The sequence below is a fragment of the Synechococcus sp. genome, assembly GCF_982614295.1.
Genome location: NZ_CEXBMR010000011.1, coordinates 1 through 24476 on the forward strand (window position 1 = coordinate 1; position 24476 = coordinate 24476).

26 protein-coding genes are annotated in these 24476 nt (G+C 47.9%); 10 read left to right on the forward strand and 16 right to left on the reverse strand.

Annotated elements, in window-relative coordinates:
• Positions 1–78: 78 nt before the first annotated feature.
• The gene (locus tag AC2JC8_RS03015) at positions 79–492 is read right to left on the reverse strand and encodes a DoxX family protein (protein ID WP_484594190.1); all 414 of its coding nucleotides are present in this window, start codon (positions 490–492) and stop codon (positions 79–81) included.
• Between AC2JC8_RS03015 and AC2JC8_RS03020 the strand changes: the two genes are divergently transcribed.
• A complete protein-coding gene (locus AC2JC8_RS03020; protein WP_484594192.1) occupies positions 440–574 on the forward strand; it encodes a hypothetical protein in 135 nt (44 codons plus the stop codon). The two genes, AC2JC8_RS03015 and AC2JC8_RS03020, sit on opposite strands and share 53 nt — an antisense overlap.
• Positions 575–618: 44 nt before the next feature.
• Here AC2JC8_RS03020 and AC2JC8_RS03025 read toward each other — a convergent pair whose 3' ends face one another.
• Positions 619–1581, reverse strand: coding sequence for a VOC family protein (locus AC2JC8_RS03025; RefSeq protein WP_484594184.1), 963 nt, complete (start codon positions 1579–1581; stop codon positions 619–621).
• Positions 1578–2453, reverse strand: coding sequence for a DMT family transporter (locus tag AC2JC8_RS03030; protein WP_484594191.1), 876 nt, complete (start codon positions 2451–2453; stop codon positions 1578–1580). Before AC2JC8_RS03030 ends, AC2JC8_RS03025 begins: the two co-directional genes overlap by 4 nt.
• A gap of 148 nt (positions 2454–2601) precedes the next feature.
• On the opposite strand from AC2JC8_RS03030, the gene AC2JC8_RS03035 reads away from it, so the two are divergent.
• Together AC2JC8_RS03035 and AC2JC8_RS03040 are read left to right on the forward strand one after the other, a co-directional pair.
• Positions 2602–3378, forward strand: coding sequence for a glucose 1-dehydrogenase (locus AC2JC8_RS03035; RefSeq protein WP_484419970.1), 777 nt, complete (start codon positions 2602–2604; stop codon positions 3376–3378).
• A gap of 31 nt (positions 3379–3409) precedes the next feature.
• Complete coding sequence (locus AC2JC8_RS03040) at positions 3410–4378, forward strand: SMP-30/gluconolactonase/LRE family protein (RefSeq protein ID WP_484419971.1); 969 nt, start codon at positions 3410–3412, stop codon at positions 4376–4378.
• Here AC2JC8_RS03040 and bioD read toward each other — a convergent pair.
• The 4 genes from bioD to AC2JC8_RS03060 all read right to left on the reverse strand — a co-directional run bounded on the left by bioD (position 4358) and on the right by AC2JC8_RS03060 (position 7570).
• Positions 4358–4954 (reverse strand): dethiobiotin synthase, encoded by a 597-nt coding sequence (gene bioD, locus AC2JC8_RS03045; protein WP_484399882.1) that lies wholly within the window; start codon positions 4952–4954, stop codon positions 4358–4360. The two genes, AC2JC8_RS03040 and bioD, sit on opposite strands and share 21 nt — an antisense overlap.
• Entirely contained in the window at positions 4944–5738 is a 795-nt protein-coding gene (locus tag AC2JC8_RS03050; RefSeq protein WP_484399881.1) for a methyltransferase domain-containing protein, read from the reverse strand. The genes bioD and AC2JC8_RS03050 overlap by 11 nt, the downstream gene beginning before the upstream one ends.
• Positions 5739–5741: 3 nt before the next feature.
• Positions 5742–6137 carry an alpha/beta fold hydrolase gene (locus AC2JC8_RS03055; RefSeq protein ID WP_484399879.1) on the reverse strand — a complete coding sequence of 132 codons (396 nt, stop codon included), beginning with the start codon at positions 6135–6137 and terminating at the stop codon, positions 5742–5744.
• Positions 6138–6427: 290 nt separating this feature from the next.
• Positions 6428–7570: an aminotransferase class I/II-fold pyridoxal phosphate-dependent enzyme gene (locus tag AC2JC8_RS03060; RefSeq protein ID WP_484399878.1), complete on the reverse strand. Its 1143-nt coding sequence runs from the start codon at positions 7568–7570 to the stop codon at positions 6428–6430.
• An 11-nt stretch (positions 7571–7581) separates the two neighbouring features.
• On the opposite strand from AC2JC8_RS03060, the gene AC2JC8_RS03065 reads away from it, so the two are divergent.
• Positions 7582–10335 (forward strand): DEAD/DEAH box helicase, encoded by a 2754-nt coding sequence (locus AC2JC8_RS03065; RefSeq protein ID WP_484399877.1) that lies wholly within the window; start codon positions 7582–7584, stop codon positions 10333–10335.
• Positions 10336–10338: 3 nt separating this feature from the next.
• Here the strand turns inward: AC2JC8_RS03065 and purB are convergent, their stop codons facing one another.
• The gene (purB, locus tag AC2JC8_RS03070) at positions 10339–11634 is read right to left on the reverse strand and encodes an adenylosuccinate lyase (protein ID WP_484399875.1); all 1296 of its coding nucleotides are present in this window, start codon (positions 11632–11634) and stop codon (positions 10339–10341) included.
• 384 nt (positions 11635–12018) lie between these two features.
• Here purB and AC2JC8_RS03075 point away from each other — a divergent pair, with 384 nt between their 5' ends.
• Positions 12019–12831, forward strand: a complete 813-nt coding sequence (locus tag AC2JC8_RS03075; RefSeq protein WP_484594185.1) for a TlyA family RNA methyltransferase — start codon at positions 12019–12021, stop codon at positions 12829–12831.
• Here the strand turns inward: AC2JC8_RS03075 and AC2JC8_RS03080 are convergent.
• Complete coding sequence (locus AC2JC8_RS03080; RefSeq protein ID WP_255133961.1) at positions 12828–13166, reverse strand: P-II family nitrogen regulator; 339 nt, start codon at positions 13164–13166, stop codon at positions 12828–12830. The two genes, AC2JC8_RS03075 and AC2JC8_RS03080, sit on opposite strands and share 4 nt — an antisense overlap.
• Positions 13167–13290: 124 nt before the next feature.
• Between AC2JC8_RS03080 and queF the strand changes: the two genes are divergently transcribed.
• Entirely contained in the window at positions 13291–13689 is a 399-nt protein-coding gene (gene queF / locus AC2JC8_RS03085) for a preQ(1) synthase (RefSeq protein WP_255133959.1), read from the forward strand.
• Here queF and AC2JC8_RS03090 read toward each other — a convergent pair.
• From AC2JC8_RS03090 to AC2JC8_RS03120, 7 genes are all read right to left on the reverse strand, one after another.
• Positions 13658–14977, reverse strand: a complete 1320-nt coding sequence (locus tag AC2JC8_RS03090) for a cytochrome c biogenesis ResB family protein (RefSeq protein ID WP_484594186.1) — start codon at positions 14975–14977, stop codon at positions 13658–13660. The two genes, queF and AC2JC8_RS03090, sit on opposite strands and share 32 nt — an antisense overlap.
• Positions 14974–15708, reverse strand: coding sequence for a cytochrome c biogenesis protein CcdA (locus tag AC2JC8_RS03095; protein ID WP_482130977.1), 735 nt, complete (start codon positions 15706–15708; stop codon positions 14974–14976). The genes AC2JC8_RS03090 and AC2JC8_RS03095 overlap by 4 nt, the downstream gene beginning before the upstream one ends.
• 41 nt (positions 15709–15749) lie before the next feature.
• Positions 15750–16913: an FtsW/RodA/SpoVE family cell cycle protein gene (locus AC2JC8_RS03100; RefSeq protein WP_484399871.1), complete on the reverse strand. Its 1164-nt coding sequence runs from the start codon at positions 16911–16913 to the stop codon at positions 15750–15752.
• A gap of 71 nt (positions 16914–16984) precedes the next feature.
• Entirely contained in the window at positions 16985–17185 is a 201-nt protein-coding gene (locus AC2JC8_RS03105; protein WP_255131709.1) for a phycobilisome linker polypeptide, read from the reverse strand.
• Positions 17186–17193: 8 nt separating this feature from the next.
• A complete protein-coding gene (gene apcB, locus AC2JC8_RS03110) occupies positions 17194–17682 on the reverse strand; it encodes an allophycocyanin subunit beta (protein ID WP_484399870.1) in 489 nt (162 codons plus the stop codon).
• A 39-nt stretch (positions 17683–17721) separates the two neighbouring features.
• Positions 17722–18207 (reverse strand): allophycocyanin subunit alpha, encoded by a 486-nt coding sequence (locus tag AC2JC8_RS03115; RefSeq protein ID WP_255131704.1) that lies wholly within the window; start codon positions 18205–18207, stop codon positions 17722–17724.
• A gap of 319 nt (positions 18208–18526) precedes the next feature.
• Complete coding sequence (locus AC2JC8_RS03120) at positions 18527–21403, reverse strand: phycobilisome rod-core linker polypeptide (RefSeq protein WP_484594187.1); 2877 nt, start codon at positions 21401–21403, stop codon at positions 18527–18529.
• Positions 21404–21527: 124 nt separating this feature from the next.
• On the opposite strand from AC2JC8_RS03120, the gene AC2JC8_RS03125 reads away from it, so the two are divergent.
• The 4 genes from AC2JC8_RS03125 to atpE all read left to right on the forward strand — a co-directional run bounded on the left by AC2JC8_RS03125 (position 21528) and on the right by atpE (position 24436).
• A complete protein-coding gene (locus AC2JC8_RS03125; RefSeq protein ID WP_484399867.1) occupies positions 21528–22766 on the forward strand; it encodes a class I SAM-dependent methyltransferase in 1239 nt (412 codons plus the stop codon).
• 43 nt (positions 22767–22809) lie between these two features.
• Positions 22810–23286, forward strand: a complete 477-nt coding sequence (locus AC2JC8_RS03130) for a hypothetical protein (RefSeq protein ID WP_484399866.1) — start codon at positions 22810–22812, stop codon at positions 23284–23286.
• Between the two features lie 31 nt (positions 23287–23317).
• Entirely contained in the window at positions 23318–24040 is a 723-nt protein-coding gene (gene atpB, locus AC2JC8_RS03135; protein ID WP_255131717.1) for a F0F1 ATP synthase subunit A, read from the forward strand.
• A gap of 147 nt (positions 24041–24187) precedes the next feature.
• Complete coding sequence (atpE, locus tag AC2JC8_RS03140; protein WP_106499310.1) at positions 24188–24436, forward strand: ATP synthase F0 subunit C; 249 nt, start codon at positions 24188–24190, stop codon at positions 24434–24436.
• Positions 24437–24476: the final 40 nt, after the last annotated feature.

Here is a 24476-nt window from a genome sequence, read left to right on the forward strand (position 1 = left end):
AATGGCACACGTATTATTCGTTTAACTGGTTCAGATCCAGCATTTGGTGAATAAAAGTTTGTGTTTGTAGATTTATAATCAGGATACTAATCCTAAAAGAATTGGTTTTAGAATCTCATTATCAAGCGATAAGGCTCCACCACCACAACATATCAAAATTGCTGCCATAACTACATAAAGTAGTGCTTTTTCCCAGCTTGGTGGATCACCCACTCCCATAGGTCCGGCATAATCCCCTTGAGGAATTTGAAATGGATCTGGAGCGATGAAGGGAAATCCCTTAGATATCTCTAATATCACTGCATATGCCATAGAAACCAGAATTGCTAGTGATGCTGGCCCGGTTAGAAATCCAGGGAGCAAGGCGATCCCTCCCAGCCACATCGAATATGCAGATAATCCACACAGAATGGTTGGTGTATTCATTGCTTTCGCCCAGGTGCTTAGATTCCTAATCTTTGGCCATCCATGGCGTATGAATGCAATAGACATCGTAAGCCTTAGAACCAGCAAACCAGAAGCTGCAATTGTTGAACTGGAATCTGGGAACAAGAGTGTTGCAATTGTTGTGTAATCCATTAATTTGATTTTGGTTTTAATGTTTGATTAATTTAAATATTAGTTGAGAAATATCAAGGCATGGCCATCTGGATCGCGTGCTTGAAAAGCGAGAGTTCCTCCCCAATAGTCAGGAGGTATTGATACTATAGGTCCTATTGATTCTGGTGAACATATCTCCTTTAGCTTCTCATGAGTAATTTTTATGTCTTCAACTAATATCATTGTTCTCCATTCACTTAGATCTGTTGGCTTTGGGTTTAATCTTTCTCTACGGTTTGGACTTGGTAGTTGATAATCTAGTAGTTCAATTCCCATTCCATTACTATTTGCCCGTAAATTGGTAATCACCACCTTAGTATTAATTAGCCCATCTAGTTGATCTTGTTCTTTTCCGTAGTTTATCCCATTTCCTGCTATTTCCATTCCAAGCAGTTCATTGTAGAAATAAATGCTTTTCTGTGTATCCGAAACCCCGATTGCTGTGTGATCTATACCCATGAATAGCTTGGAATTTGCTTTATGCCATCTTTGGCTCCCTTTGTCTTGAGGAAATTTAAGTAGTTCCAGCGGATGTCCCACGCTATCTTTAATTTTTACCGCCTCAATATTTGCTGCTTCTTTGTTTGATTCGGGAAGAGTTACCAGCGATCTTGATATTTGTGTGGCATTAGAGGCCCCTTTATTAAAAGCATCGTTAAGGTTGCTAACTACAATGCAAATATGTTGGAACCAGAGATCATTGCTCTGGGAATCTTCCGGAATTGGTATTGGTTCTATTTTGTCATTTTTTTGAGTGGGAACTTGCTCAAATTCCCACAGTTCAAGAAACTCCTCACCTATTCTAAGAGAAGCTTTATTGATTATTGCCCCAGGTATTCCAATAAGTTTACCTAACCATGAATCATCTATACGTGTTTCTGAAATACAACTAAAGCCTAGATTAGTAGTATACCAATTGATTTGCTTTTGAAGGTTGACTGTTGTCTGCGAGGTGTTAATTATTTTTTTTATATTATTCATGAATTTTTTTCTTCAGTTAATTTTGAAATACTTAATATGCCTCCAGCGCAAACAAGTAATGTTCCAATTATGGTGCCAAGTTCTAGTTGCTCCTTGAAGATTATCCATCCGAGTAAAGCTGCAAATACAACCGAACTGTATTGAAATGCCCCTATTTCATGCGGTTTAGCGTAGGTGTATGCTTTAATTAATAGAAATTGAAAACAAACAAGGCAGCCACCTGTCGCAAGCATTATTAATCCTTGCTCGTGATTTATTGGCTGTAGTTTACCTGCTACTAATATTGTTGATATAAGTGATCCAATTAGTAGAAAATAAATCATTTGAGTTATTGGTGAGTCGGTTTCGTCCAATTTTTTTACTGCCAAAAACTCAATTGCTGTTACGAACCCTGCGGCTAAGCCTATGATATTTCCTGGATTGGTTAATATAGTTGCGTCTGGCTTTACTATAATAACCATACCGGCAAATCCGAGTCCAATTGCTATCCATAGTTGCTTATTAATTCTAGTTTTTAAAAATATTAATGCTATTATTGGTATAAAAATTGGGGTTGTATTTAGTAAGACATTTGCATTTACTAGGCTCGTTAGCTGAGCAGCAGCTATAAAAAGGAGAAATCCGGCTATGCCAGTTCCACCTCTCAGAAGATGTGTTTTTATGGCTTCTGTTTTGAGATCCTTAAACCCTCTTGCCGCAACAATGGGTATTAAAATTACTAAGGCACTCACAAATGTAACCCACGTGAACATCTCAACGCTTAATTGTGCTTCAAGGAATTTGCCAAAGACGCTTTGAATTGTGTTTGCTAAAAAGGCTAAAACCAAAAATATAGAACCTAGAAGCAGGGATTCTTTAACTTTTGTGGGCATCACAAGGCAAGCTTTCTTTTTATTCTAATCCATTACCGCTGCAATGCAATTGATTGTTCGCAATGTGTCTATTTCATGATAATTTGCTTTTTTGTTGACTCTTCCAAGTCTCTACACCTAGTATGTATAGGCTTAATAATTCTTCACAATGTCTGAGCAATTTTTGAAGGGAAAGGTTGCAATAGTTACTGGCGCTAACAGTGGTATTGGTAAGGCTGTAGCTTTAGAGCTCGCACTCCGCGGTGCCAGTGTAGTAGTTAATTACCGCTCCCACCCCGAATTAACAGAAGCTGTCATTTCTGAGATCTCAGCAGCAGGTGGAGTTGCCATTGGTGCCCAAGCTGATGTTACAGACCTTGTTGCTCTTCAGGGTATTGTTGAACTCGCAGTTAAATCTTTTGGCCGGTTAGATATAATGGTTAACAATGCTGGCCTTGAAACTCGTACTTCTATATTAGATACCACCCCAGATGATTACGATAAAGTTTTGAACGTTAATTTAAAGAGTAGCTTTTTTGGCACTCAATTTGCTGCAAAGCAGATGATTTCCCAAGGCGGTGGAGGCAGGGTGATAAATATTTCCTCTGTTCACGAAGATTGGCCCATGCCAAATAATACAGCCTATTGCTTGGCAAAGGGTGGTATTAGGATGCTTGCACGCACAGCAGGAGTTGAACTTGCCCCCCATGGTATTAACGTTGTTAACGTAGGCCCAGGTGCTGTTAATACTCCTATTAATGCGCCAACAATTAATAATCCTGAACTTTTAGCTAAACTCAATTCTGCGATCCCAATGGGTCGAATGGCTGAGCCCAACGAGATCGCTGTCGTTGTTGCTTTTCTAGCAAGCGATGCCGCAAGTTACATAACAGCTACCTCAATTTTTGCTGATGGTGGCATAATGCAATCAAGTCCTGGTTTGTAACTTATTTTTCAAACTCTATTAAATTCTAAATATGGCGTTTTTGATTCGTTTTTTAATAGCGTTCATTTTTATTATTTCTGGTGCTGCTTTTGCTCAGGGTTCTAGTTTGTTAAATGCAAAACTAAAGCTTCTTGCATCATATTCTAAGCCCCTTGCCCATGAAGGTCCGGTTTTCATTCCAGAATTAAATCAATTATTTTTTACTTCTAATCGTTTGTATCGTTCGGATGGGTCTCAATATGTTGTTGTTTCTAGTTTTAATTTACAAGATGGTTCTACCCGCGATTTAGGTCTTACAAGTTCTATACCTATGGCAAATGGTGCTTTTCGATTGAGTAACGGAAATATTGTTGTAACTATGCAAGGTAATAATCTTAAACCAGCTGGTTTAGCAGAGTACAACCCTTTTAATGGCAATGTTAAATTGCTTACATCAGCTTATGCTGCTTATCAATTTAATAGCCCTAATGATGTTGTTCAGGCTCCTGATTCCTCAATTTGGTTTACTGATCCTCAATATGGCTATGAACAGGGTTTCCGTCCAAAGCCAACTATAGGTAATTGGGTATGGCGTTATCATCCTGCTAACGGTATTCAACGTTTAATGATTGATGGCTTTGCTAAACCTAATGGTTTGGCATTCAGTTTGGATTTTAAACATCTCTATGTTACTGAATCTGGTTATATATCTGGCAATGGTGCTCTTAATAGCTCGCTACCTCGCACTATATATCGCTTTTTGATTACTTCCTCGCCTGATGGTATATTCGCAACCCAGAGAGCAATTTTTTGTGTTGTTACAAAGGGTATTCCTGATGGTATTAAAGTGGATCAACTCGGTCGAGTCTGGACAGGTACGGGCGCAGGGCTTGAGGTGTTTGATAAGGATGGCACTCCTTTAGCTGTTATACCTGTACCAGGAGGTGTTAGTAATTTCGCATTAGCTCCCAATGGCGCTTATGTAATGGGTGAAACTAAGTTATATAGGTTGGATATCTAATTCCTCTATATCTATCTTTTCGCTAACTATTTCCCTTAATGTTCTGTAGTTTGCTTCATGCTTTTCGCCATTAAGTATAATTGTATGTACACGAATATTTCTATTTTGCATCGCCTCTATTGATAATAGTGTGTGGTTTAAGGTGCCAAGCCCAGATCGCGCAACAAGCACTATTGGTAAATTCCATACTTTAACTTGATCAATTTGAAGCCAGTCATCTCTTAGGGGTACCATTAAACCTCCCGCTAGTTCAACCACTAAGGCACCCGCATGGTTAGGTAGTTTTAAATTTTCTTTATCTATTGTTATTCCTTCCGCTGCTGCTGCTTGATTTGGCGATGCTGGCATTTTTAATCTATAGGCCTCAGGTATAATTCTGTTTTCTTTTATACCTGATAATTTTTTTATAGTGGCGCTATCGCCTCCTGTATCTAGATCGCCGCATTGCACTGGTTTCCAGTAGTGGGCATCTAATTTATTTACAAGCAAGCTGCTTACTATTGTTTTGCCTACATTTGTGTCTGTACCCGCAACAATAAGTCGGCTAGGCATGTCTTTTTCTTGTTTATTTAACATTAGGCTTTTGTGCTATCAGGAGCATTATATCCCAGTTTATGGTTATTGTTTTTATTTTATTGTGCGTGCTAAATTCTTTTGTTTTCTCGTTTGATCTCTGTGGCCAGCTGTGATCTAATTTTTTTAATTCTTTTTGATTTAGTTTGCTAGTGGCGCCCCCATTTGTTCCCATCCACTTCATCTCTTTTATGAATTCAAGACCTGAGTTGTATTGCTTGCTATATCTAATTATTTTATTTTCCTTGATTTCAGCTACTTTACTAAGGCTTTTGATTAATTCTGCTTCAATTGGTAGTGTGATTCCTGTGTATTTCACTCCAGCTATTTTGGCTGCGATGTGCCAACTTGTAAAACTTCCCTTTACGGGCACTGTTATTGCTAGCCAGCCTCCTGGTGCTATTGCTTCTCCCCATTGTTTTATTTGCTCTACTGGATCTTCTAACCAATGCAAAGCAAAACTGCTGGCTATTAACGCAGCACCTATTGCTTCAGGTGGTATTCCTTGGTTTAAATCCCATTCCAATTTCCGCACATTCGCTACTTTTGATTCGGCTAGCAGTTCTTTGCATTCATCTACCAATACTGCTGATAATTGTTTATTTTGTTTTTCTAATGCTTCTGTTAGGTTCCCGCTTCCTGCCCCAAAATCCAATATAAGTCCTTTAGGTATTTCTAGATTTTTGCAGTATCTTGCGAGTCGCCAAGCTACTGCTTGTTGCAGTTTTGCATTTTTTGCATAAATATTTGCGCCTCTTGCAAATGCTTGGCAGGGTTTAGTATTCATTGTTTATCTTTTTTGCAGCCAATTCAAAACCGTTTCTGGCAGTTCTGGCATTAAAAGTCCGTGTCCAATTCCATCCAATGTGATCATTTCTGCTTTATTTAATTCTTTGCGCATTTCTGTTTTGCTGGTTTCGCTCACAATTTGATCTTCTCCAGCCTCCACTATTAATACTGCTGAGTTGTGTGGAAAGCTTTTGGGTATTTCTTTGCATTTAGCAAGTAAATCCAAATCCGCTAATAACTTTGTTCTGCCTAATTCAGAAATCTTCTGATTCTCCACCCCTTGTGGTAGATAATCCACCGGCTGCGGCGCTGCAACTTTTTCTCTGAAGTTATCAAATAATTCTTTTATTTCACCTGCTTCTATTTTTTGTGCCATTCCTTTTAATGCGATTTCCAATGCCCTGCCGCCGCTTCCTTCTGGAATGAATCTTCCAAAACTTGCTAGCAATATCACAGCCTCGGCTTCGGCTAATATTTTATTTGGCGTTAGATGAAGGCCAAGAGAGTTCACAACTAGTGCGTGCTTGTATTTGCTATTCCATTGCGGTGTTTTTTCACTATTCTCTCCATAACCCCTTTCGAAGCACTCAAGTAGCCAACCTCTTTTCTCGCATGGTTCTTGCCAAGATTGCCAGCAGTGTTGATCGCTTCCCCAACCATGAACGGCGATTAATTGCCATGTCATTTTCATTCTTTGTGGCCTCCTTTTCCAAGGATGGCCATGAATCTTTCAAGGCAATCTTCTGGCATGTTTGGCCGCAGGCTCACTCTCAGCTGTGCCTGCCTTTCCGGAACTGTTGGCGGCCTGATAGCAATCACCAGTATCCCCGCTTGCTCAAGTTTTTTTTGCATTTCTAGTGCCTTTATATCTTCTTTCAGCTTGATCGCCATGATTGGGCCATTGCCAGGCGGACGAGGCCAGCCATATTGCTCCAGTGTGTCACGCCATTGATGTGCGTTTTCACTTAATTGCTTTCTTATCTGATCTGTTCCAGGTGCCTTAATTAGTTCCAGTGCTTCCATCGCTGCGGCCGCTAGTGGAGGTGCGAGGGCGGTGGTATAGCGAAAGGCGCCACTGGTTTGCAGTAATTTTTCAGCTATTGCTTCATCAGCGGCTAAGAATGCTCCGCCGCTTGCAAATGCTTTGCCAAGGGTTCCACTGATCAGTGTTATCCCATCTATCCCATGGCCTAGCCCCTTGCCTTCTTTTCCCATTATCCCAAGGGCATGGGCCTCATCGAGCAGCAGCTTTGCATTGTGTTTTGTGCAGAGAGTTGCTAGTGCCTTAACATCCGGACTACTTCCTTCCATGCTAAATAGGCTCTCGCTAATTACTACTAATTTTCTATCAGCATCAACAGCTTTGATCTTTTCTATTTTTTGCTCTAGATCTTTAAGATTGTTGTGTTTAAACCTTTTTAATTTTGCGCCTGTTGCTTTTATGCCCACTAGCAGTGAATGGTGAATTAGTTGGTCGGTTAGCACCAAGCTGTGGCGATCAGCTAGGGCAGCTACTGCTGCAATGTTTGCTTGAAAGCCACTTGGGAAAAGCAACACCCGTTCACGGTTTAGCCATTTGGCAAGTGCTATTTCGAGTTGTTCATGTTCAGGGCGGCTGCCGCTCACCAGCCTTGATGCACCAGCACCCACCCCTCCTTTGCTGATACTGGCGATGGCAGCTGCTATGAGTTCTGGCCTTTTGCTTAGGCCAAGGGTGTCATTGCTCGCAAGGTCTAGCAGACTGTTTCCATCAGGGGTATCTAGGTGGCCAGCAGTTTTGGCAATAAACGTTCGCAGTTTGCGGCGTCGTTCTGGTTTCTGTTCAGCCATAGGGTTCAACGATGACTGCTGCCACCAATCCTGCTCTTCCATTGGATCCGAGCCAGCTTTTTGGATTCCCCTTGGATGATTTCCAGCTGGAGGCGATCGCTGCTCTAAACCATGGCCATTCAGTTGTAGTGAGCGCTCCCACTGGTTCCGGTAAAACTTTGATTGGTGAATACGCCATTCATCGTGCCTTGGCCCATGGCCAGAGAGTTTTTTATACCACTCCTTTGAAGGCCTTATCAAACCAGAAACTGCGTGATTTTCGCGAGCAGTTTGGTGCCCACAGGGTGGGCCTAATGACTGGTGATCTCACCGCTAACCGTGAAGCGCCAATTGTGGTAATGACCACTGAGATTTTCCGCAACATGCTCTATGCGGAAATAGACCACAGCGATGACCCTTTAGAAGGGGTAGAGGCGGTGGTATTAGATGAATGCCACTACATGAACGATTCTCAACGCGGCACCGTATGGGAGGAATCAATTATTCATTGCCCGCCAGCGATTCAATTGGTGGCTCTTTCTGCAACTGTTGCAAATGCGGGTCAACTTACTGATTGGATTGAGCAGGTTCATGGCCCCACAGATTTAATCCATAGCGATTTTCGGCCTGTGCCACTGCAATTTAATTTTTGCAGCGTGAAAGGTTTACATCCACTGCTGAATGATGCTGGCAATGGCCTGCATCCCAATTGCAAAGTATGGCGCGCTCCTAAGGGGCATCAACGCAAAGGGAAAAGCCCAAAGCCTCCTCAGCCAGAAGCTCCGAGTATGGGTTTTGTAGTTGCACAATTGGCTGAACGCCAGATGTTACCGGCGATTGTTTTTATATTTAGCCGCCGCGCCTGTGATAAGGCTGTTCGAGATTTAATTAAAGCATCCTTAGTTAATGATCACGAAGCTGTTCAATTGCGCACTCAGCTGGAAGCATTTGCGTTAAAAAGCCCAGATGCAGTTCGCGATGGTTATCACGTTGAAGCTTTATTACGTGGTGTTGCATCTCATCATGCCGGCGTTTTGCCAGCTTGGAAGGAATTTATTGAGGAGTTATTTCAGCAGGGGCTGGTGAAAGTGGTATTTGCCACTGAAACGCTGGCCGCTGGAATCAATATGCCTGCCCGCACCACTGTGATTTCTTCTTTATCGAAACGCACTGAAAATGGCCATAGGCCCTTAATGGCAAGCGAATTCCTGCAGATGTCTGGTAGAGCAGGTCGCCGCGGCCTCGATGTGCAGGGTTATGTGGTGGCAATGCAAAGCCGCTTTGAGGGCGTTAAGGAGGCAGGTCAACTTGCCACCAGCCCTCCAGATCCCTTGGTGAGTCAGTTTGCGCCTAGTTACGGCATGGTGCTTAATCTTTTGCAGCGTTATGCCTTACCTAAAGCGAAGGAATTAGTTGAGCGCAGTTTTGGTCGTTATCTAGCCACCCTTGATCTTGCCGATGATCAATCCCGTATTACGTCCCTGCGGGAACAATTGGAACTGCTTGGCGAAAGTTCTACTGATGTGCCTTGGGAAGATTTTGAAGATTATGAAAAACAACGCAATCGCTTGCGGGAAGAAAGGCGTTTGTTGCGTATTTTGCAACAGCAGGCAGAGGAAACCCTTGCCCATGAACTTACCCTTGCGTTGCAATTTGCAAGCCCAGGCACTTTGGTGAGCCTTAAGGCACCTCAATTGCGCGGTGGAGTTTCACCTGCAGTGATCGTTGAGAAATTGCAGGGGGCGGCCCAATTCCCTTTATTAATCTGCCTCACTGATGAAAATGTATGGATTGTGGTGCCCTGCCATGCAGTGGTTTGTATTCACGCTGAATTGAGTTGTTTGCAGGTTCAAAATATCCCTGTGCCTGAACTGGAAAGAGGTGGCGAATTACGTCATGGGGATCAGCACAGTGGTGGGTTGGCTCTAGCTGTATCTGCCATGGCCCGCCGCCATGACATGCACACCCCTCAATACGATCTTGCTGGTGAAGTGCGAGATCAGGCAGAGCTTGTTAATTCATTTGAGTTGGAATTGGAACTACATCCGGCTCACCGCTGGGGAGATCGGAAGCAACTAAAAAAACAGCGTCGGCGTATGGAGGAACTCGAGGAAGAGATTGCGGAACGGCAGCAGCTACTGCATCACAGGGCTAATCGCCACTGGGAAACCTTCCTTTCATTAATAGAAATCTTGCGGCATTTCGGCTGCCTTGATGAACTCGAGCCCACGGAAATCGGTAGAACTGTGGCGGCATTGAGGGGGGATAACGAGTTATGGCTTGGCCTTGCGCTGATGAGTGGCCATTGCGACGAACTTGAGCCAGCAGATCTTGCCTGTGTATTGGAGGCAATTTCAACTGAAGTAAGCCGCCCAGATCTATGGACGGCCTATCCAGCTCCAGCAAAAGCGGAGGAGGCACTTCACGATTTACGTGGTTTGCGGCGTGAATTAGATCGATTGCAAGAACAGCATGGGGTGCTTTTCCCCCTCTGGTGGGAGCCAGATTTGATGGGGTTAGTGAAGGCCTGGGCCGATGGCGAAAGTTGGAGTGATTTGATATCCAACACCTCTTTGGATGAAGGGGATGTGGTGCGTTTGATGCGCCGCACGGTGGATCTACTCGCCCAGTTGCCCTATTGCCCTGCAGTGAGTGAGGAGCTGAGGCGCAACGGCCGCCGCGCCCTGCAGATGATCAACCGTTTCCCGGTTAAAGAAGAGCTGCCTGGTGTTATTGACGACTCCCTTAATCCAGCCACCCTGAGGGCATCACTGCTGGATGCATAACGCTTAGATATCGAGTCGCTTATAAATAGTATCCAGCTGGGCCTGATGTAATTCTGTGCTGAAACATTCAGCCAGCTGGGCGGCATTTAGGCGGCTGCTAATCGCCGGATCGGCCTCGAGCTTGGCGCGGAAATCGCCCCCCTGCACATTCCAAGCGCTGTGGGCATGGCCCTGAACTAATCTGTAAGCTTCTTCTCGATTTATGCCTTTTTCTACTAGGGCTAGCAGCACCCGTTGACTAAAAACTACGCCGCCATAAATATTAAGATTACGGTTCATATTGGCTGGATAAACCTGTAGGCCAGCAATAACTTTTGTCATCTCCCGCAGGATGAAATGCAGCGTAACGCTCACATCTGGCAGCATCATCCGCTCCACTGAACTATGGCTGATATCGCGTTCATGCCAGAGGGCCACATTTTCAAGGGCCGCCACTGTGTAGCTGCGCAGCACCCTGGCTAATCCACTAATCCGTTCGCTGCGAATTGGATTGCGTTTATGGGGCATTGCCGAACTGCCCTTCTGCCCCTTGGCAAATTCCTCCTCTACTTCCAACACATCGCTGCGTTGCAGGTTGCGGATTTCTGTAGAGAACCGTTCCAGGGAGGTGCCCACTAGGGCAAGGGTTTGCACATATTCAGCGTGGCGGTCGCGGCCGATCACCTGGGTGCTGGCGATATCTGGGCTGAGGCCGAGCCGCTTGCAGGCGATCGCCTCCACTTCGGGGTTTGTGTTTGCGTAGGTGCCCATGGCGCCACTGATCTGGCCTACAGCCACCACCTGCTCCAGCCTTTCGAGCCGCTCTCGGTTGCGTTCGGTTTCCGCCAGCCAGCCGGCCAGCTTGAAGCCAAAGGTGATCGGTTCGCCGTGAATTGCATGGGAGCGGCCGATCATCACGGTGTTTTTATGGGCGCGCGCTTGCTGGCGAATTGCGTCGGCGAGCTTGTTTAGTTCCTGGCGCAGCAATGCCACCGAGGCTTTTAGTTGCAAGGCAAGGCCGGTATCAAGCACATCGGAGCTGGTCATGCCCACGTGGATATACCTTCCGGCATCCCCCACGTTTTCGTTCACATTGGTTAGAAAAGCGATTACGTCGTGGCGCACTTCAGCTTCTATTTCAAGAATTCGCTCTTGCTTGAAAGCCGCTTTCTTTTTAATTTCTGCCAATGCCTCCGCCGGCACCATTCCCAGCTGGGCTTGAGCTTCGCAGGCAGCTATCTCCACATCCAACCAGGATTGAAATTTTGCTTCTTCCGTCCAGATGCTGCCCATCTCCGGCAGGGTATAACGCTCAATCAAGGCAAATAATTAATCAACTTTCAATCTAGCTAACATTGTGTGTGAGCTTCAATCTTGAAATTTTCCAGTACACCGCCGGCCCCCAGGCCTGCTGCCTCACCCAACAACTGCGCCCATTGCAGTGGATCATTTCGAATGGGGGCAGATCGTGGGGATGCTGCAGAAGTTTTACAAAACAACCTGGCTGCAGCCTGGTTGGGAACATCAATACTGTGGCGCTTTGGCTACTCCTTGATTCGGCATTAGCTAAAGCTTGTGCCATTTTCCTCAAAAAATTTCGTTAATTGTGGGGGGAATTTTTGATTTTGCTGGAATTGCGTTTGGATTTCCTCGGATTTGAGATGCTTTTCTTTTACATAGATCTTTTCAAAATTTGCTTTTGCCATGGCCCGTCGCCAACGCCTGGATCTGCGCTTAGTGGAACTGGGCTTAGCAGTTAGCCGCCATCAGGCTCAACAGCTGATCCGGGCCGGGCGGGTGCGCCTTGGGGTGGAAATTCTTGATAAACCCGGAAGAGAAATAGAACTGGATGCTCTACCTGAGGTGGCCATTCCGCCTCGGTTTGTATCAAGAGGAGGAGAAAAATTAGCGGCGGCCCTCAGCCAGTTGCCGATCAAAGTGGAGGGGCGCTACTGCCTTGATGCCGGCATTTCAACCGGAGGCTTTAGCGACTGCCTGTTGCAGAACGGTGCAGCCAGGATATATGGCATTGATGTGGGCTACGGCCAGATCGCTTGGGCCCTGCGCACCAACCCTCGCCTCGTGTTGAAAGAACGCACAAACGTGAGGCATCTGCAGCCCCAGCAGCTCTATGGCCCCCAAGATCCATGGCCCACCCTTGCAGTGGCTGATCTTTCTTTCATCTCCCTCGCCTTGGTGCTGCCTGCTCTGCAGGCATTGCTTGAGGGTGGCTCAACTGCAGAAGCAATTCTCCTGGTGAAACCGCAATTTGAAGTGGGGCGCTTGCGGGTGGGGAAGGGGGGAGTGGTGAGAGATACAAAGGCACAAGCGGATGCTGTGCTGTCTGTGGCGCAGGCAGCATTGCCCCTGGGATGGTTGCCCCAGGGCTTGGTGGCATCTCCCATTACAGGCCCAGCTGGTAACCATGAGTACCTGCTTTGGCTCGGGCCAAACAACTCCTTTGGCCCTGATGAATGGCTTGATTTAGTAGCCCAGGTTGTGGCCTCAGCAAATTAGATAGCTTCAACATCGCGATCGCCTGTTCGGATCCGAATCACCGCCTCAACAGAGGAAACAAAAATCTTGCCATCACCAATCTCACCGGTGCGGGCAGCTTCTTGTACAGCGCTAACAACCGTGTCCACCTGGCTGTCGTCTACAACAATTTCAAGCTTTAGTTTTTGCAGGAATTCAACGGTGAATTCAGAACCGCGATAGCGCTCCACCTGGCCTTTCTGGCGACCAAAGCCACGCACTTCGCTCACCGTCATTCCAATGATGCCGGCATTCACCAACGCCATCTTCACGTCGTCGAGCTTAAAGGGGCGGATGATTGCTTCTACTTTTTTCATTTTGAGAGAACCACTGTTTGGTGCTTTGCCAGAATTATGGCGGCAATCCAATTTCAGGAGCCCTTTGCTTTTGAATGCGTAGCAATAGTTACGGTTAAGCCTTTATCTCTCCATCTCTTTTTTTGTGACTACCTCCAGCACCCAGCGCCCCAGCTATGGCGAACGCAATATCGCAGCAGCGGAGCTGATCTGTTTTGAAAATCCCCAACAGGAAAGGCCATATCACATCGCAATTTCCTTGCCCGAATTTACCTGCAAATGCCCTTTTTCTGGTTATCCAGATTTTGCAAAGTTGCAGTTAAATTATCAGCCAGGCCCGAAAGTGTTGGAATTAAAAGCAATTAAACTTTATGTGAACAGCTGGCGTGATTGCAGCATCTCCCATGAAGAAGTAGTGAATCGTATTCTGGATGATTTTGTGTTGGCAGCTGAACCAAATTGGATGGAATTGGTGGCTGATTTTAATCCTAGAGGCAATGTGCACACCGTTATTACAGTGCGCCATGGTTCACAGCAGCTTTAGCAATTAAAGGAAGCTCATCTGCAAATGCGGTGAGATTTCGATTGCAGAGGCCACCAATATGCAACTTATCACCATCAACTATTGCCCAAATCTGTCGTGTTGCAATAAGGCTTAGTCCGCCACCTAATAGTAAAATCGCAAAGCCTGTATAAACTAAAGGTACACCTGGGTCGCGTTTTATAAGTAGTCCGCTAGCTGGTAATACATCAACAAGGCGCATTGGTAAACCTTCAATTTCAATCACGTCACCCCCCACAGGTAGAAGACCTAGCAATTCACTACCCGCTGCAAATACTTGGGCAGGACCGAGTTCAGTTTGCAAGGCTATTAATACTGGATCTGAACCATCTGGTTTGGTTGGTATTACCAACCCCCACACCTGTTCACCCAATTCAGGAAAGGTTTGTAAGGGTAATTGCAGCAACGGGCTATTACCAAGCTGAAGGGTTATGGCGGCCAAAGACCAGTCTGCCTGGTAAATAGTGATGCCTCGATGCCGTAGAGGATGGTTAACACTTACCTTTGCAGCTAGCGGCGCTTTGGAATTGCTATCGCGTAATTCAAGGCTTGAGCTGAATTGTTCAGGACGACCAACCGGATCTCGATCTATAGCGAATTTGTTTAACGACAATTCCAATTGTGTTTCCCCCCCCCGGTTGAGCAGTTCTAACGAACGCCCCGGCGCTAAGTAGCGCTCTAATCTTTGGCCGCCAAATGCACCAATTACTGCACCCACCATGAATACAATCAAGCCTCCATGCACAAGTAGTGGCCCCACTCTGCCAATCAATCCTCGCCTAGCTGCCAATCGATTACTAGCTGGTTTTACGGCCCAACCGTTTTTATTTAAGTGACTTGCTAATTCTATAAGGGCTGCATCACCAGCTGGATTATTAATGCTAGTGGCAACAGCTAATTTGCTTAATTGCCTTGGTTGCTGGTAATCAAGCCAGCGCAGTCCAGCTTTTAAGGCCGGCCATTGGCGTCGCAGGCTGCAAAGTAATAGTGCTACAGCAAGCCAAGCAAGTAAAAACAAAAACCAGTTGCTTGTGTAAAGGTGATCCAGCTCCCAAGCAAGCAGTTGCCGGCCTCTGATAACACCAAGCCAGGGATGAAGGTTATATCGCTCTATGTAGAAAGTGTTGGGTTCCCCTTGAGGAATTGCAGTGCCAATTGCACTACTAGCAGCAATCGCCAGCAGCAAAACAATGGCAACTCTGAGATCTGAAAGCCAAGCCGCCAGCTTGTTTGCCGATTGTTTGATCAATGTAAATAATTCAAATTTCATGAAAGGCGTGCCACCAAACTCAATCCCCCTAAAGCCACCAGTACAGCGCCGCTGATGGGGGGAATCCACCTACTCACTTGCCGCAGCGCTAAAAGTTTTGGCAGTGATGCTGCCAAGGTTCCCGCCAAGAGCAATGGCAGCACCTGGCCTGCACCAAAACAGGCAAGTAAACCCATTCCCACCAGTGGTTGGCCGGTTTCAGCAATCCAGGCGAGTAGCACTGCCAAAACTGGCGTAGTGCAAGGGGATGCTGCTAAGCCAAAAGCAAGTCCAGCAGCTAAGGGCGCCAGCACTGGAGGTACTTTTTGCCGCCAGCGCTCAGGATCAGGTCCAGCCGGTAGGCGTAAGGGCACTAAGCCAAGCAGGTTTAACCCCATCACCACCGCTAAAATCGCAACAACTAAAGAAACCCCCTCAGGGGTTTGGCCATAAAGACTGCCCAATAGCGCACTGGCCGTGCCAAGGCACACCAAGGCAGCCACTACTCCAATACAAAAACCCAAGCTGCGTTGCCAGGGGCTGCCGGCCGCTGGTTTGCCCTCTTCCGCGCCAAAGCCAGCAAGGTAAGCAAGGCTTAAGGGCAATATCGACAAACTGCAAGGGCCAAGGCTGGTGAGTAAACCAGCGCCAAATATCAAGCCAAAAGTGCCAGGCCCTGGTTGTTGGAGCGCACTGCGCAGCAGTTGTTCGCTGCTGCGGGCGAGATCACCGATAGCTAAGGAAAAGTCCACCCCTAAAGCCTATCCACAAGTGGTAGCAACCCAATGACTTATTAAGAGTGTTGCTCAGCTGATTCCAAGGAACAACGAATTAATAGTGCTGCAGTGGCAAGGCTAGCTAGCAACGAGTTGCCGCCATAACTGATGAGCGGTAGTGGCAAGCCGGTGGTGGGCATGGATCCACTGGCTACAGCAATATTCATAACCGATTGCCCAACAAGTAAAGCGGTGCAGCCGATAGCAACTAAACGGGTTTGGTTGTTGCGGGCCCGCATAGCTACTTGTAAACCCACAACAGCAAATATTGCGAGGAAGAGCAGCAGCACCAAAGAACCAATAAAACCAAATTCTTCGGCGTAAACAGCAAAAATAAAATCTGTGGTTTGGATGGGTAGATACATCATTTTTTGGGTGCTGAGGCCATAGCCTGTGCCCGTTACACCACCCGAGCCAATCGCTAAAAGGCTTTGCACCAATTGATAGCCGTTGCCTTGGGGATCTTTCCAGGGATCCAGAAAGGAGGTAACCCTGAGGCGTTGGTATTCATTAGCCATGATGCTGATGCTGCCAACTAATCCACCAAGGCCGGCGCTTCCCAATAGCCAGGCAAGGGGGAGCCCTGAGGCAAGTGCAATAAGCCAAAGCAGTAGCCCTGTGAGTGCTGCCGTGCTGAGGTTTGGCTGTTTAAGGATCATCAAGATCAAAACACCAAATAATGCAAGCCAACCAAGCCTCTGTTCTGCTCCCATGCGGCGCCAATTTGCAAACAAGGTGGCCCCTTGCAACACCACAAACGGTTTGATCAATTCTGTGGGCTGCAGTTGGATCGGCCCTAATACCAACCAACGGCTGGCCCCGTTAACTGTTGTGCCCATCACCAAGGTGAGGGCAATCAAGCCCAGCCCAATCACAAGCGCAGGGCCAGCTAAGCGCAGCCAGCGCCTTAATGGCGAACGAATAATTACTAAAAACAAACCCCAGCTGGCCACGAGCCAGATCAATTGACGCTTAATTGTGTAGAGAGCATCGCCCATTTCCCTGGCTGACACCCACCAACTTGCCGATGCCAAAATCATCAAGCCAAAAGCGCTCCAAGCCACCACTAGGCCCAATAGCAAGCGTGTTTCCGCCGGCCAAAGGCTCAGATTTAGTGGCAACAAACCGGAGCTTGAGTGGGTATCAACCCGGGCCATGGCGATCAAAGCTTTAAAGCTCATTTAGCCGCTATATCCGCTTCTTGGCCCGTTTTTAGGGACAAAAAAAAGCCCGGCTAGGCCGGGCTTGGAAATCAGTTGCCAACGTTGATTTGGCGTTTTCCAGTAACTAATTCAACTTTAAGAATTTTGCCACCCTGTTTCATAATTCGCTGCTGTTCTGCAAACCAGCTGTCGTATGGCACCCACTTGGTGAAGTAGGTATTTTGCAATTCCCTTTGAGTTCTCACCTTTTCGGGAGAAGGAATGCAAGCGGTGATTTTAAAGAGGCGCATAGGGCTCCTCAGTTTCCAAGGCCAGAGCAGATGTAGTCGAGGTAAACAGCCATTTCACGGCCGGCATCAGCGCCAACAAGAGAAGCCGTGGCTTCTTTCATTGCTTGAATCGCTTGGACGGTGGCACCTATGGGTACCCCTAGTGAGTTGTAGGTTTCCTTGAGACCATTCAAAACCCTTTCATCGAGGATTGAAGTGTCGCCAGCCAACATGGCATAGGTGGCATAGCGGAGGTAGTAATCCATGTCGCGTATGCAGGCTGCATAACGACGGGTGGTGTACATGTTGCCGCCTGGACGGGTGATGTCTGAATAAAGGAGGGCCTTCGAAACAGCATCGCTGATGATCGCAGCTGAATTGGCGCTGATCGTGGTAGCAGCACGAACCCGCAGTTCACCACTGGTGAAGTACTGCTCAAGGCGCCCCATGGCGCTTGTGTCCAGGTACAAGCCCTGAACATCTGATTGGTTGATGACGTTGGTGATCGCGTCTTGCATGGATCCTTGAGGGTGATGTGGTGAAGGCGGTCGGGGCTATTAAGAAAGGGCGCCGATCAGGTAATCGAAATAAGAACCAGCTTCCTCGGCATCAGCTCCGGTGAGCAAGCCCATGGCTGCGCTCTTCATTTCCCGCACGGCAGTAGCCATAGCCTCAAGGGGGGTGCCAAGAGCTCTATACATTTCTTTGGCTCCAATTACACCGATTTCTTCAATCGGGGTAACGTCGCCAGCTACTACGCCATAAGTAACAAGGCGTAAGTAGTAGTCCATGTCGCGGAGACAGGTGGCGGTCATCTCCTCGCCATAGGCGTTTCCACCTGGGGAGATGACGTCGGGACGACGTTGGAACAGCGCGCCGCCAGCCTGCTTCACAATCCGCTCACGACCCTCGGCCAAGACCTGAGCAACGCGAAGACGGCGTTGGCCGCCGGTCACGAAAGCTTTGATCTGGTCGAGTTCGCCAGGGCTGAGATAGCGGGCCTCGGCATCCGCGTTAATGATCGAGTTGGAGACGATGCTCATGCAATTCTGCCTCGAAGCAAGGGGCCACCAAAGCGGAGGCCGGGGTCCTGTGGGTTTGGGTGCTTCCAGTTGGAACTGGTTGCTTTGCCAGTGTGCCTGATCGAGAAGGCTTTTTGCTGAAATTGCTCAAGAAATCGGTGATTGTGGTAACAGTTCTTCATGGCCTGCGGCGCTTGTATCGCGAAGCAAAGGCTAGTAACCACAATCGCTTTCGCCTATGTATAAATCAATAAATTGGTATTGTTGATTAAACTAATTCAATGACTTTGATTGAAAGATTAATAAACTAATTAATATAGAAATAATATTAATTAGTTTATTAAATTGCTTTCTTTGGTGAAGGGGTAAGGCCGCTATTGCCGCCATAAAGAGTTGCTGTTCGCACAATATTGCTTACAGATACTCCGCTTTGAGACCCCAAACCTTGAAGGTAAGGCACTGTGTCGGAGCCAAAACTAATTTTGTAGTTTTCTGAATTCAGCAGACTTGCAACAGCTTGCAGCTGCCCTTGTTGGGCTCTGCAGGCCAGAAAGTTGCCCGATTCCAGGGGCTCCGGCGCTCTACCCAAGAGGGCTAGATGGGCAGCAGCAGCCGATTGCATCGGTGCCATTTGCGCTAACCGTTGTTGAAATAAATCGCCTGCTGCAACTTGCTCAACAAATTTGGCTACATCAAATTGTCCATCGCATAACTTGGATTCAGCCTCAATAAGGCGTTCTGAGGCAAAAGGAATCCGATTTAGTAGTTGGCGATAAACAGCACTAATCAACTCCTCTCTTTCCGCATTGCTAGCACCTTTGGCTAACCGGAATATTTTGTTTAGTTCAGTTTCCTGTTTGAGGGCAAATCCTTGTTTAAGGCCAGTTGCCAGGGAGGAGGCATTGGTTTGGTAAGGGGCAGGTTGCCAGCGGTTGGTATTGCGGCTGAAGCGAAATGTGGTTTCAACTGTTTGATTGGCTTCCTGGCCAGCCACATCAGCTCGCCACATTCCAGTAGTTGAGTTTGATTGGGATAGAAAATTCCTTGGCGTGAGGCTGCCAGGGGTATTCATAACAGATGTTTTATATAACTCTGGGCGCTTTTGCTGATCGTATCGTTTTTGTGGTTCAACTATCGCTGCGAGATCAAGCGGTTGACGCAAGGCAGGCACTCTGCGGCTATTTAAATCATTAGGAGTAATGAAACGCTCGTAAGGAACCATATCTTCCCCATATGCTTCTAAATATTCCTTACTGTTAATTAGTGCATCAACAACGCCATAGAAGCCTTTGCGAGCTGCAATATCAAAATAAGCGTTTATCTCCCAGCGACCAAAAGTGGGGCGCCCAAGTAAACGCCTGTGCATCACTTCGATGGCTTTAGTGATGTAGAGATTGCTCCAATATCTGCGTCGGAAAGCTTTTGAGCGAGCCACCATACGGATGAATTCCCGCAGGCTGATATTGCCATTTTCGAGTTTGTTTTCTTCAGTGGTTATGCGGTCTCCCTCATAACCACTGCTACCTAATACCTGCACATATACAGCGTTAATTACAGCCTGGGTGCTGGATTCGGTATTGCGGATACTTGCCTGGCCGCCGCGCTTTGGCTTTGAGCTACCCCCGGTAGCAATTTGCTGCAGCCGCACCTGCCGCGGACCCACTCGCCTCGGCTGGGCGGTTCTAAAACCAGGGCTATCCATTTGACCAGGACCCGCCATTCCGTTGCCCACCAAAAGCCTGCGGGTGCGATAGGAGTGGGGGGCCGGCCGGGTTGCTACAGAGGCGGTGCTTGAGGGAAAGATTGCGCCGTATTGCAAACCGATTGGATCGTTGCCACCGCCATAAACGTGTTGATCAGCTAGAGGTTGGCGATAGGAGGCGTAAAGGGTTACGTATTGGGGAGCGCCTTCAAAGGGAGCGCTGAATTGAAATAGTTTGCGATTTGAGCCCCAGCCAGCGCTTTCTTGGGCTTCCTCGCCGAGATCGCGGAGATATGGCACGGTTTCTTCGCCAAATACCCGGGCGTATTCCATGCCATTTATCAAGGAATCCACCAGGCCATTGAGCCCCTTTGCACTCACGATCGCAAAATATTTCCGAAACTCTTCAAGTGAACTTATTCCGCGTCCAAGGAAATGCCGAAATGCCAGTTCCACTGCGCGGCTGTTTGAGAAACCGCCAAAAAATTGAGTGCGATATTCCTTGCTTTTGCCGAGCGAACGAATAAATTCGCGCATTGAGATTTGCCCTTGTTTCAGCTGAGAAGCTTCTACAGAGCAGGGATTTTGTGAGTATGCCTTAGCTATATCCCGTTCAAATACCTGCCTTTGGGCGGCGCGGATGATTTCGGCTTTCTCACTGCCCGATAGGCCAGGGCGCATCACAAAACGCTGCGCACCTTCTGCTGCTAGCGCGTAGATCGCTGGCAATTGCAGCCCCTGCTGCTGAGGGCTACCCAAACGCTGCCGGGTGGAGGGAGTGGCAACCGCCAGCTCATCTATGAGCACATTGAAGCAAGAAATCACCAAGGCTCGAGCCGTGGGGTTGTCTTCAAACAAATCGGCAGAAGCAGCTCTCATCTCCTGCAAAGCCAAATTTGTGGCAGGAAGTGAACAACCTTTTTCAAGAATGTCTTTTAAGCCTCTGGCGTTCACAGCAAGGATGCTTGGATCGCCTGCCACTAGGGCATAGCCCACATAGCGAAGGAACCAGCCCAAATCCCGCAAAGATTTGCGCATTCGGGAATTGCCGTAGCGCGAAATATCTATGGGGCTGAACCCGGCTGGTATCACTACCTGCACATCAGCCGCTGCACTAAAGCCTTCACGAATACGCCCAAATAAGCCGCCGCCACCGCTGCCTTGGACAAATGTTTGGATTGAACTGGCGAAAGCCGCTTGATCTGCCGCCAAAGGAAGAGCTGCGTCGCTTCCTAGGGCTCCAGGGGTAAGTGGTTTGTCTAGGTAGGAGAGGGGTGTACCCCCAACAAAAATTCGATTAGCCGCTTTTGCCACGATCGCATCGGCATTGGCACTTAGCCGTTTCGCCGCATCCACGCGGTTTTGACCGCTTTGAAAAAAGTTGATGAGGCTGTCCAGCTCTCCCTTATCGGGAAAGCGGTCTTGCTGCTCCGCCTTACGAACATTGGAAAGTGGGAGGGTGTCATAGAGCTGCGGGCTAACCCTGGGGCTGCCGCTACTGGCGGTTACAGACATAAATGAGCTCCTCTATTAGGCAGATTACGGCTGCGGCAGCGCTCAATGCAGTTCAAGTGAACAAATGTTTGCAGCTACTTGGGGTGAATGAGAGGCTCTGTTCTTGTTGTGGTTTGTTGTTGTGATGGTTACATCCGATTTTGAAGCTGCTGGTTTAGGCGCTACAGACAAGGCGACCCCCGTGGTGGGTGCCTTCTACGACCGTTTCCCGTATCCTGGCGACCCCCTGCAAGATGGGCCGCCTCCTGGTTACAACTGGCGTTGGTGCAATCGGGCTGCCCGCAGTTATTGCACTGGAGTGGCGCCAATGCCCACAGCAAAAATCCGCATTCTTGATGCAGGTTGTGGCACGGGGGTAAGCACTGATTACCTTGCCCACCTCAACCCCTTGGCGGAGGTTTTGGCGGTTGATATCAGCGCTGGAGCCCTTGATGTGGCTCGAGAGAGGTTGAAACGTTCAGGTCCGCCAGCCCAAGTGCGTTTTGAGCAGCGCAGTTTGCTGGATCTGGCGGGAGAAGGGCCTTTTGAGCACATCAACAGTGTGGGGGTTTTGCATCATTTGGAAAATCCCCTGAATGGTTTAAAAGCATTGGCACCACTACTGGCTCCAAGGGGGTTACTACATCTTTTTTTGTATGCCGATGGGGGCCGCTGGGAAATTCATCGAATTCAGCGTTCACTGGCTTTATTGGGGGCAGCAAGCGATGGGGAAGGTTTGCGTTTGGGGCGCGAATTGTTGAATCACTTGCCGGAACAAAACCGCCTTAGACAACGCCATGAGCAGCGCTGGGCCATTGATACAAGCGCAGATGCAAATTTCGCTGATATGTATCTCCATCCTCAAGAAACCAGCTACAACTTGCAACGGCTTTGGCAGTTTGTTGAAGGGGCGCAACTCACTTTCCTGGCTTTTAGCAATCGTGAGCAATGGAATCTTGCACGCTTTTTGCAAGGGGAATTACTGGAAAGGGCCCAAGCCTTAACGCAGCAGCAGCAATGGTTACTTGTTGAAGCGCTTGATCCTGATATCAGCCACTTTGAATTTTTTCTCAGCAACGCTGAATTGCCATCGGAGAGCTGGGGAAGCAAAGAAACCCTTTGGGAGGCCACTTTGGAGCGCAATAGCTGCCTTTGGGGCTGGCCGGGCAAAAGCTTGTTAGATCAAGATTTGAAGCCTTTAAGCCTCAGCAACGATCAATTCGAATTTATGCAGTGTTTGGAGGCTCTCAGGAGTTTGGATGCCTCTAAAGCAGTGCCTGTAAGGCTTAAGGATCTCAACTTGAGTTGGGAGGTAAGCAAAATCAGCGAAATTGCTCGCGGCCTATGGGGGGCAGGTGTGCTGCTTTTGGGCTTGGATAACTAAAGGAACGTGATAGATTCCGCGAGCCTTTGCTACTGAAGTTTTCGTGTCGTCAACGGCATCCTCCCCATCAGCTCCGGCCGAGGGTGGACTGCTACCTGAACCGAATTCTTTAGATGGAGCTTCAATTGGTGCGGTACTCGTTACCGCACCGGTAGTTGATCCCATGGCTGAATACAGGCGCTTACAAAAGCGTTTGTTGTTATTCACTCTTGGGCTTTCCGCCTTTGCGGTGATATTGGCTGAGTGGCGTTTTAGTAGCGCCACAGCCTTGAGTGTGGCCATCGGGTCTGTGGGTAGTTTGGTTTACCTATTTCTTCTTTCCCGTTCGGTTGAGAAGTTGGGTGGAACCAATAAGCAAGTGGGGAAAATCCAATTGCTCGTACCCGTAGCGCTGGTGCTGCTTTCAACCCGTTGGCCCCTAATGCAACTCTTCCCGGCCCTGATTGGTTTTCTGATCTACAAGCCGGCGGTAATTATCAGTACTGCTTTTGATCTTTGGATCAAAAAGCCCTCTGAATAATTCATTCCAACCCCCCTCAAACGCTTAGGTTCTGGTGCCTTTTAACCTCCCCCTTGCCGAACTCGAGGTTGGCAAACACCTTTATTGGAAAGTTGGCCAACTCAACCTGCATGGGCAGGTTTTTCTGAGTTCATGGATTGTTATCGGAGCCCTACTAGCCCTTGTGGTAGTAGGTACCCGCAAGATGGAGCGCGAACCGCGCGGTGTGCAAAATCTGCTCGAATTCCTTTGGGATTACTTACGTGATCTAGCCAGAGACCAAATCGGCGAGAAAGCATACAGAGACTGGCTGCCTTTCATCGGCACGCTGTTCTTATTTATCTTCGTAAGCAATTGGGGAGGTGCCTTGATCCCCTGGAAACTTATTCATCTTCCCAGTGGAGAACTCGGTGCTCCAACAGCAGATATAAACACCACAATTGCGTTGGCTCTGTTGGTTTCACTTGCTTACTTTTACGCAGGCTTAAGCAGAAAGGGTTTGCGGTACTTCGAGTACTACGTGGAACCAACTCCGATCATGCTTCCGTTCAAGATCGTTGAAGATTTCACGAAGCCCTTATCTCTTTCCTTTCGATTATTCGGCAATATTCTTGCTGATGAATTAGTAGTAGCTGTTTTGGCTTTTCTAGTTCCATTGGTGGTACCACTACCAGCAATGTTTCTTGGATTGTTTACCAGTGCTATTCAAGCCTTGATCTTCGCAACTCTCGCCGCCTATTACATCGGTGAGGCTGTTCACGAAGAGCACCACTAGAGGTCGCACCCACGATCTGCTAGACCTCCTGCGCGCAGGTACGACTTTAAGTCGCACCCGTTAGGTCTTCGACCAACGTCCCAGTCGCAGGTTCAATTTCCAGTTAGTCCCGCGCTTGTCCCAGCGCACCACCCCATCTGTTCCACCATGGATTCCATCACCTCCGCTGCGTCCGTTTTGGCCGCTGGTCTTGCCGTCGGCCTTGGCGCCATCGGCCCTGGTATCGGCCAGGGCACCGCTGCCGGTGGTGCTGTTGAAGGCATCGCTCGTCAGCCTGAAGCCGAAGGTAAAATCCGCGGCACCCTGCTGCTTTCCCTCGCTTTCATGGAAGCCCTCACCATTTATGGCTTGGTGGTTTCACTAGTGCTTCTGTTTGCGAATCCTTTCGCCGGCTGATCGCTTGTCTTTCGGGGGCGATGTTCGCCCCCGCAGCATC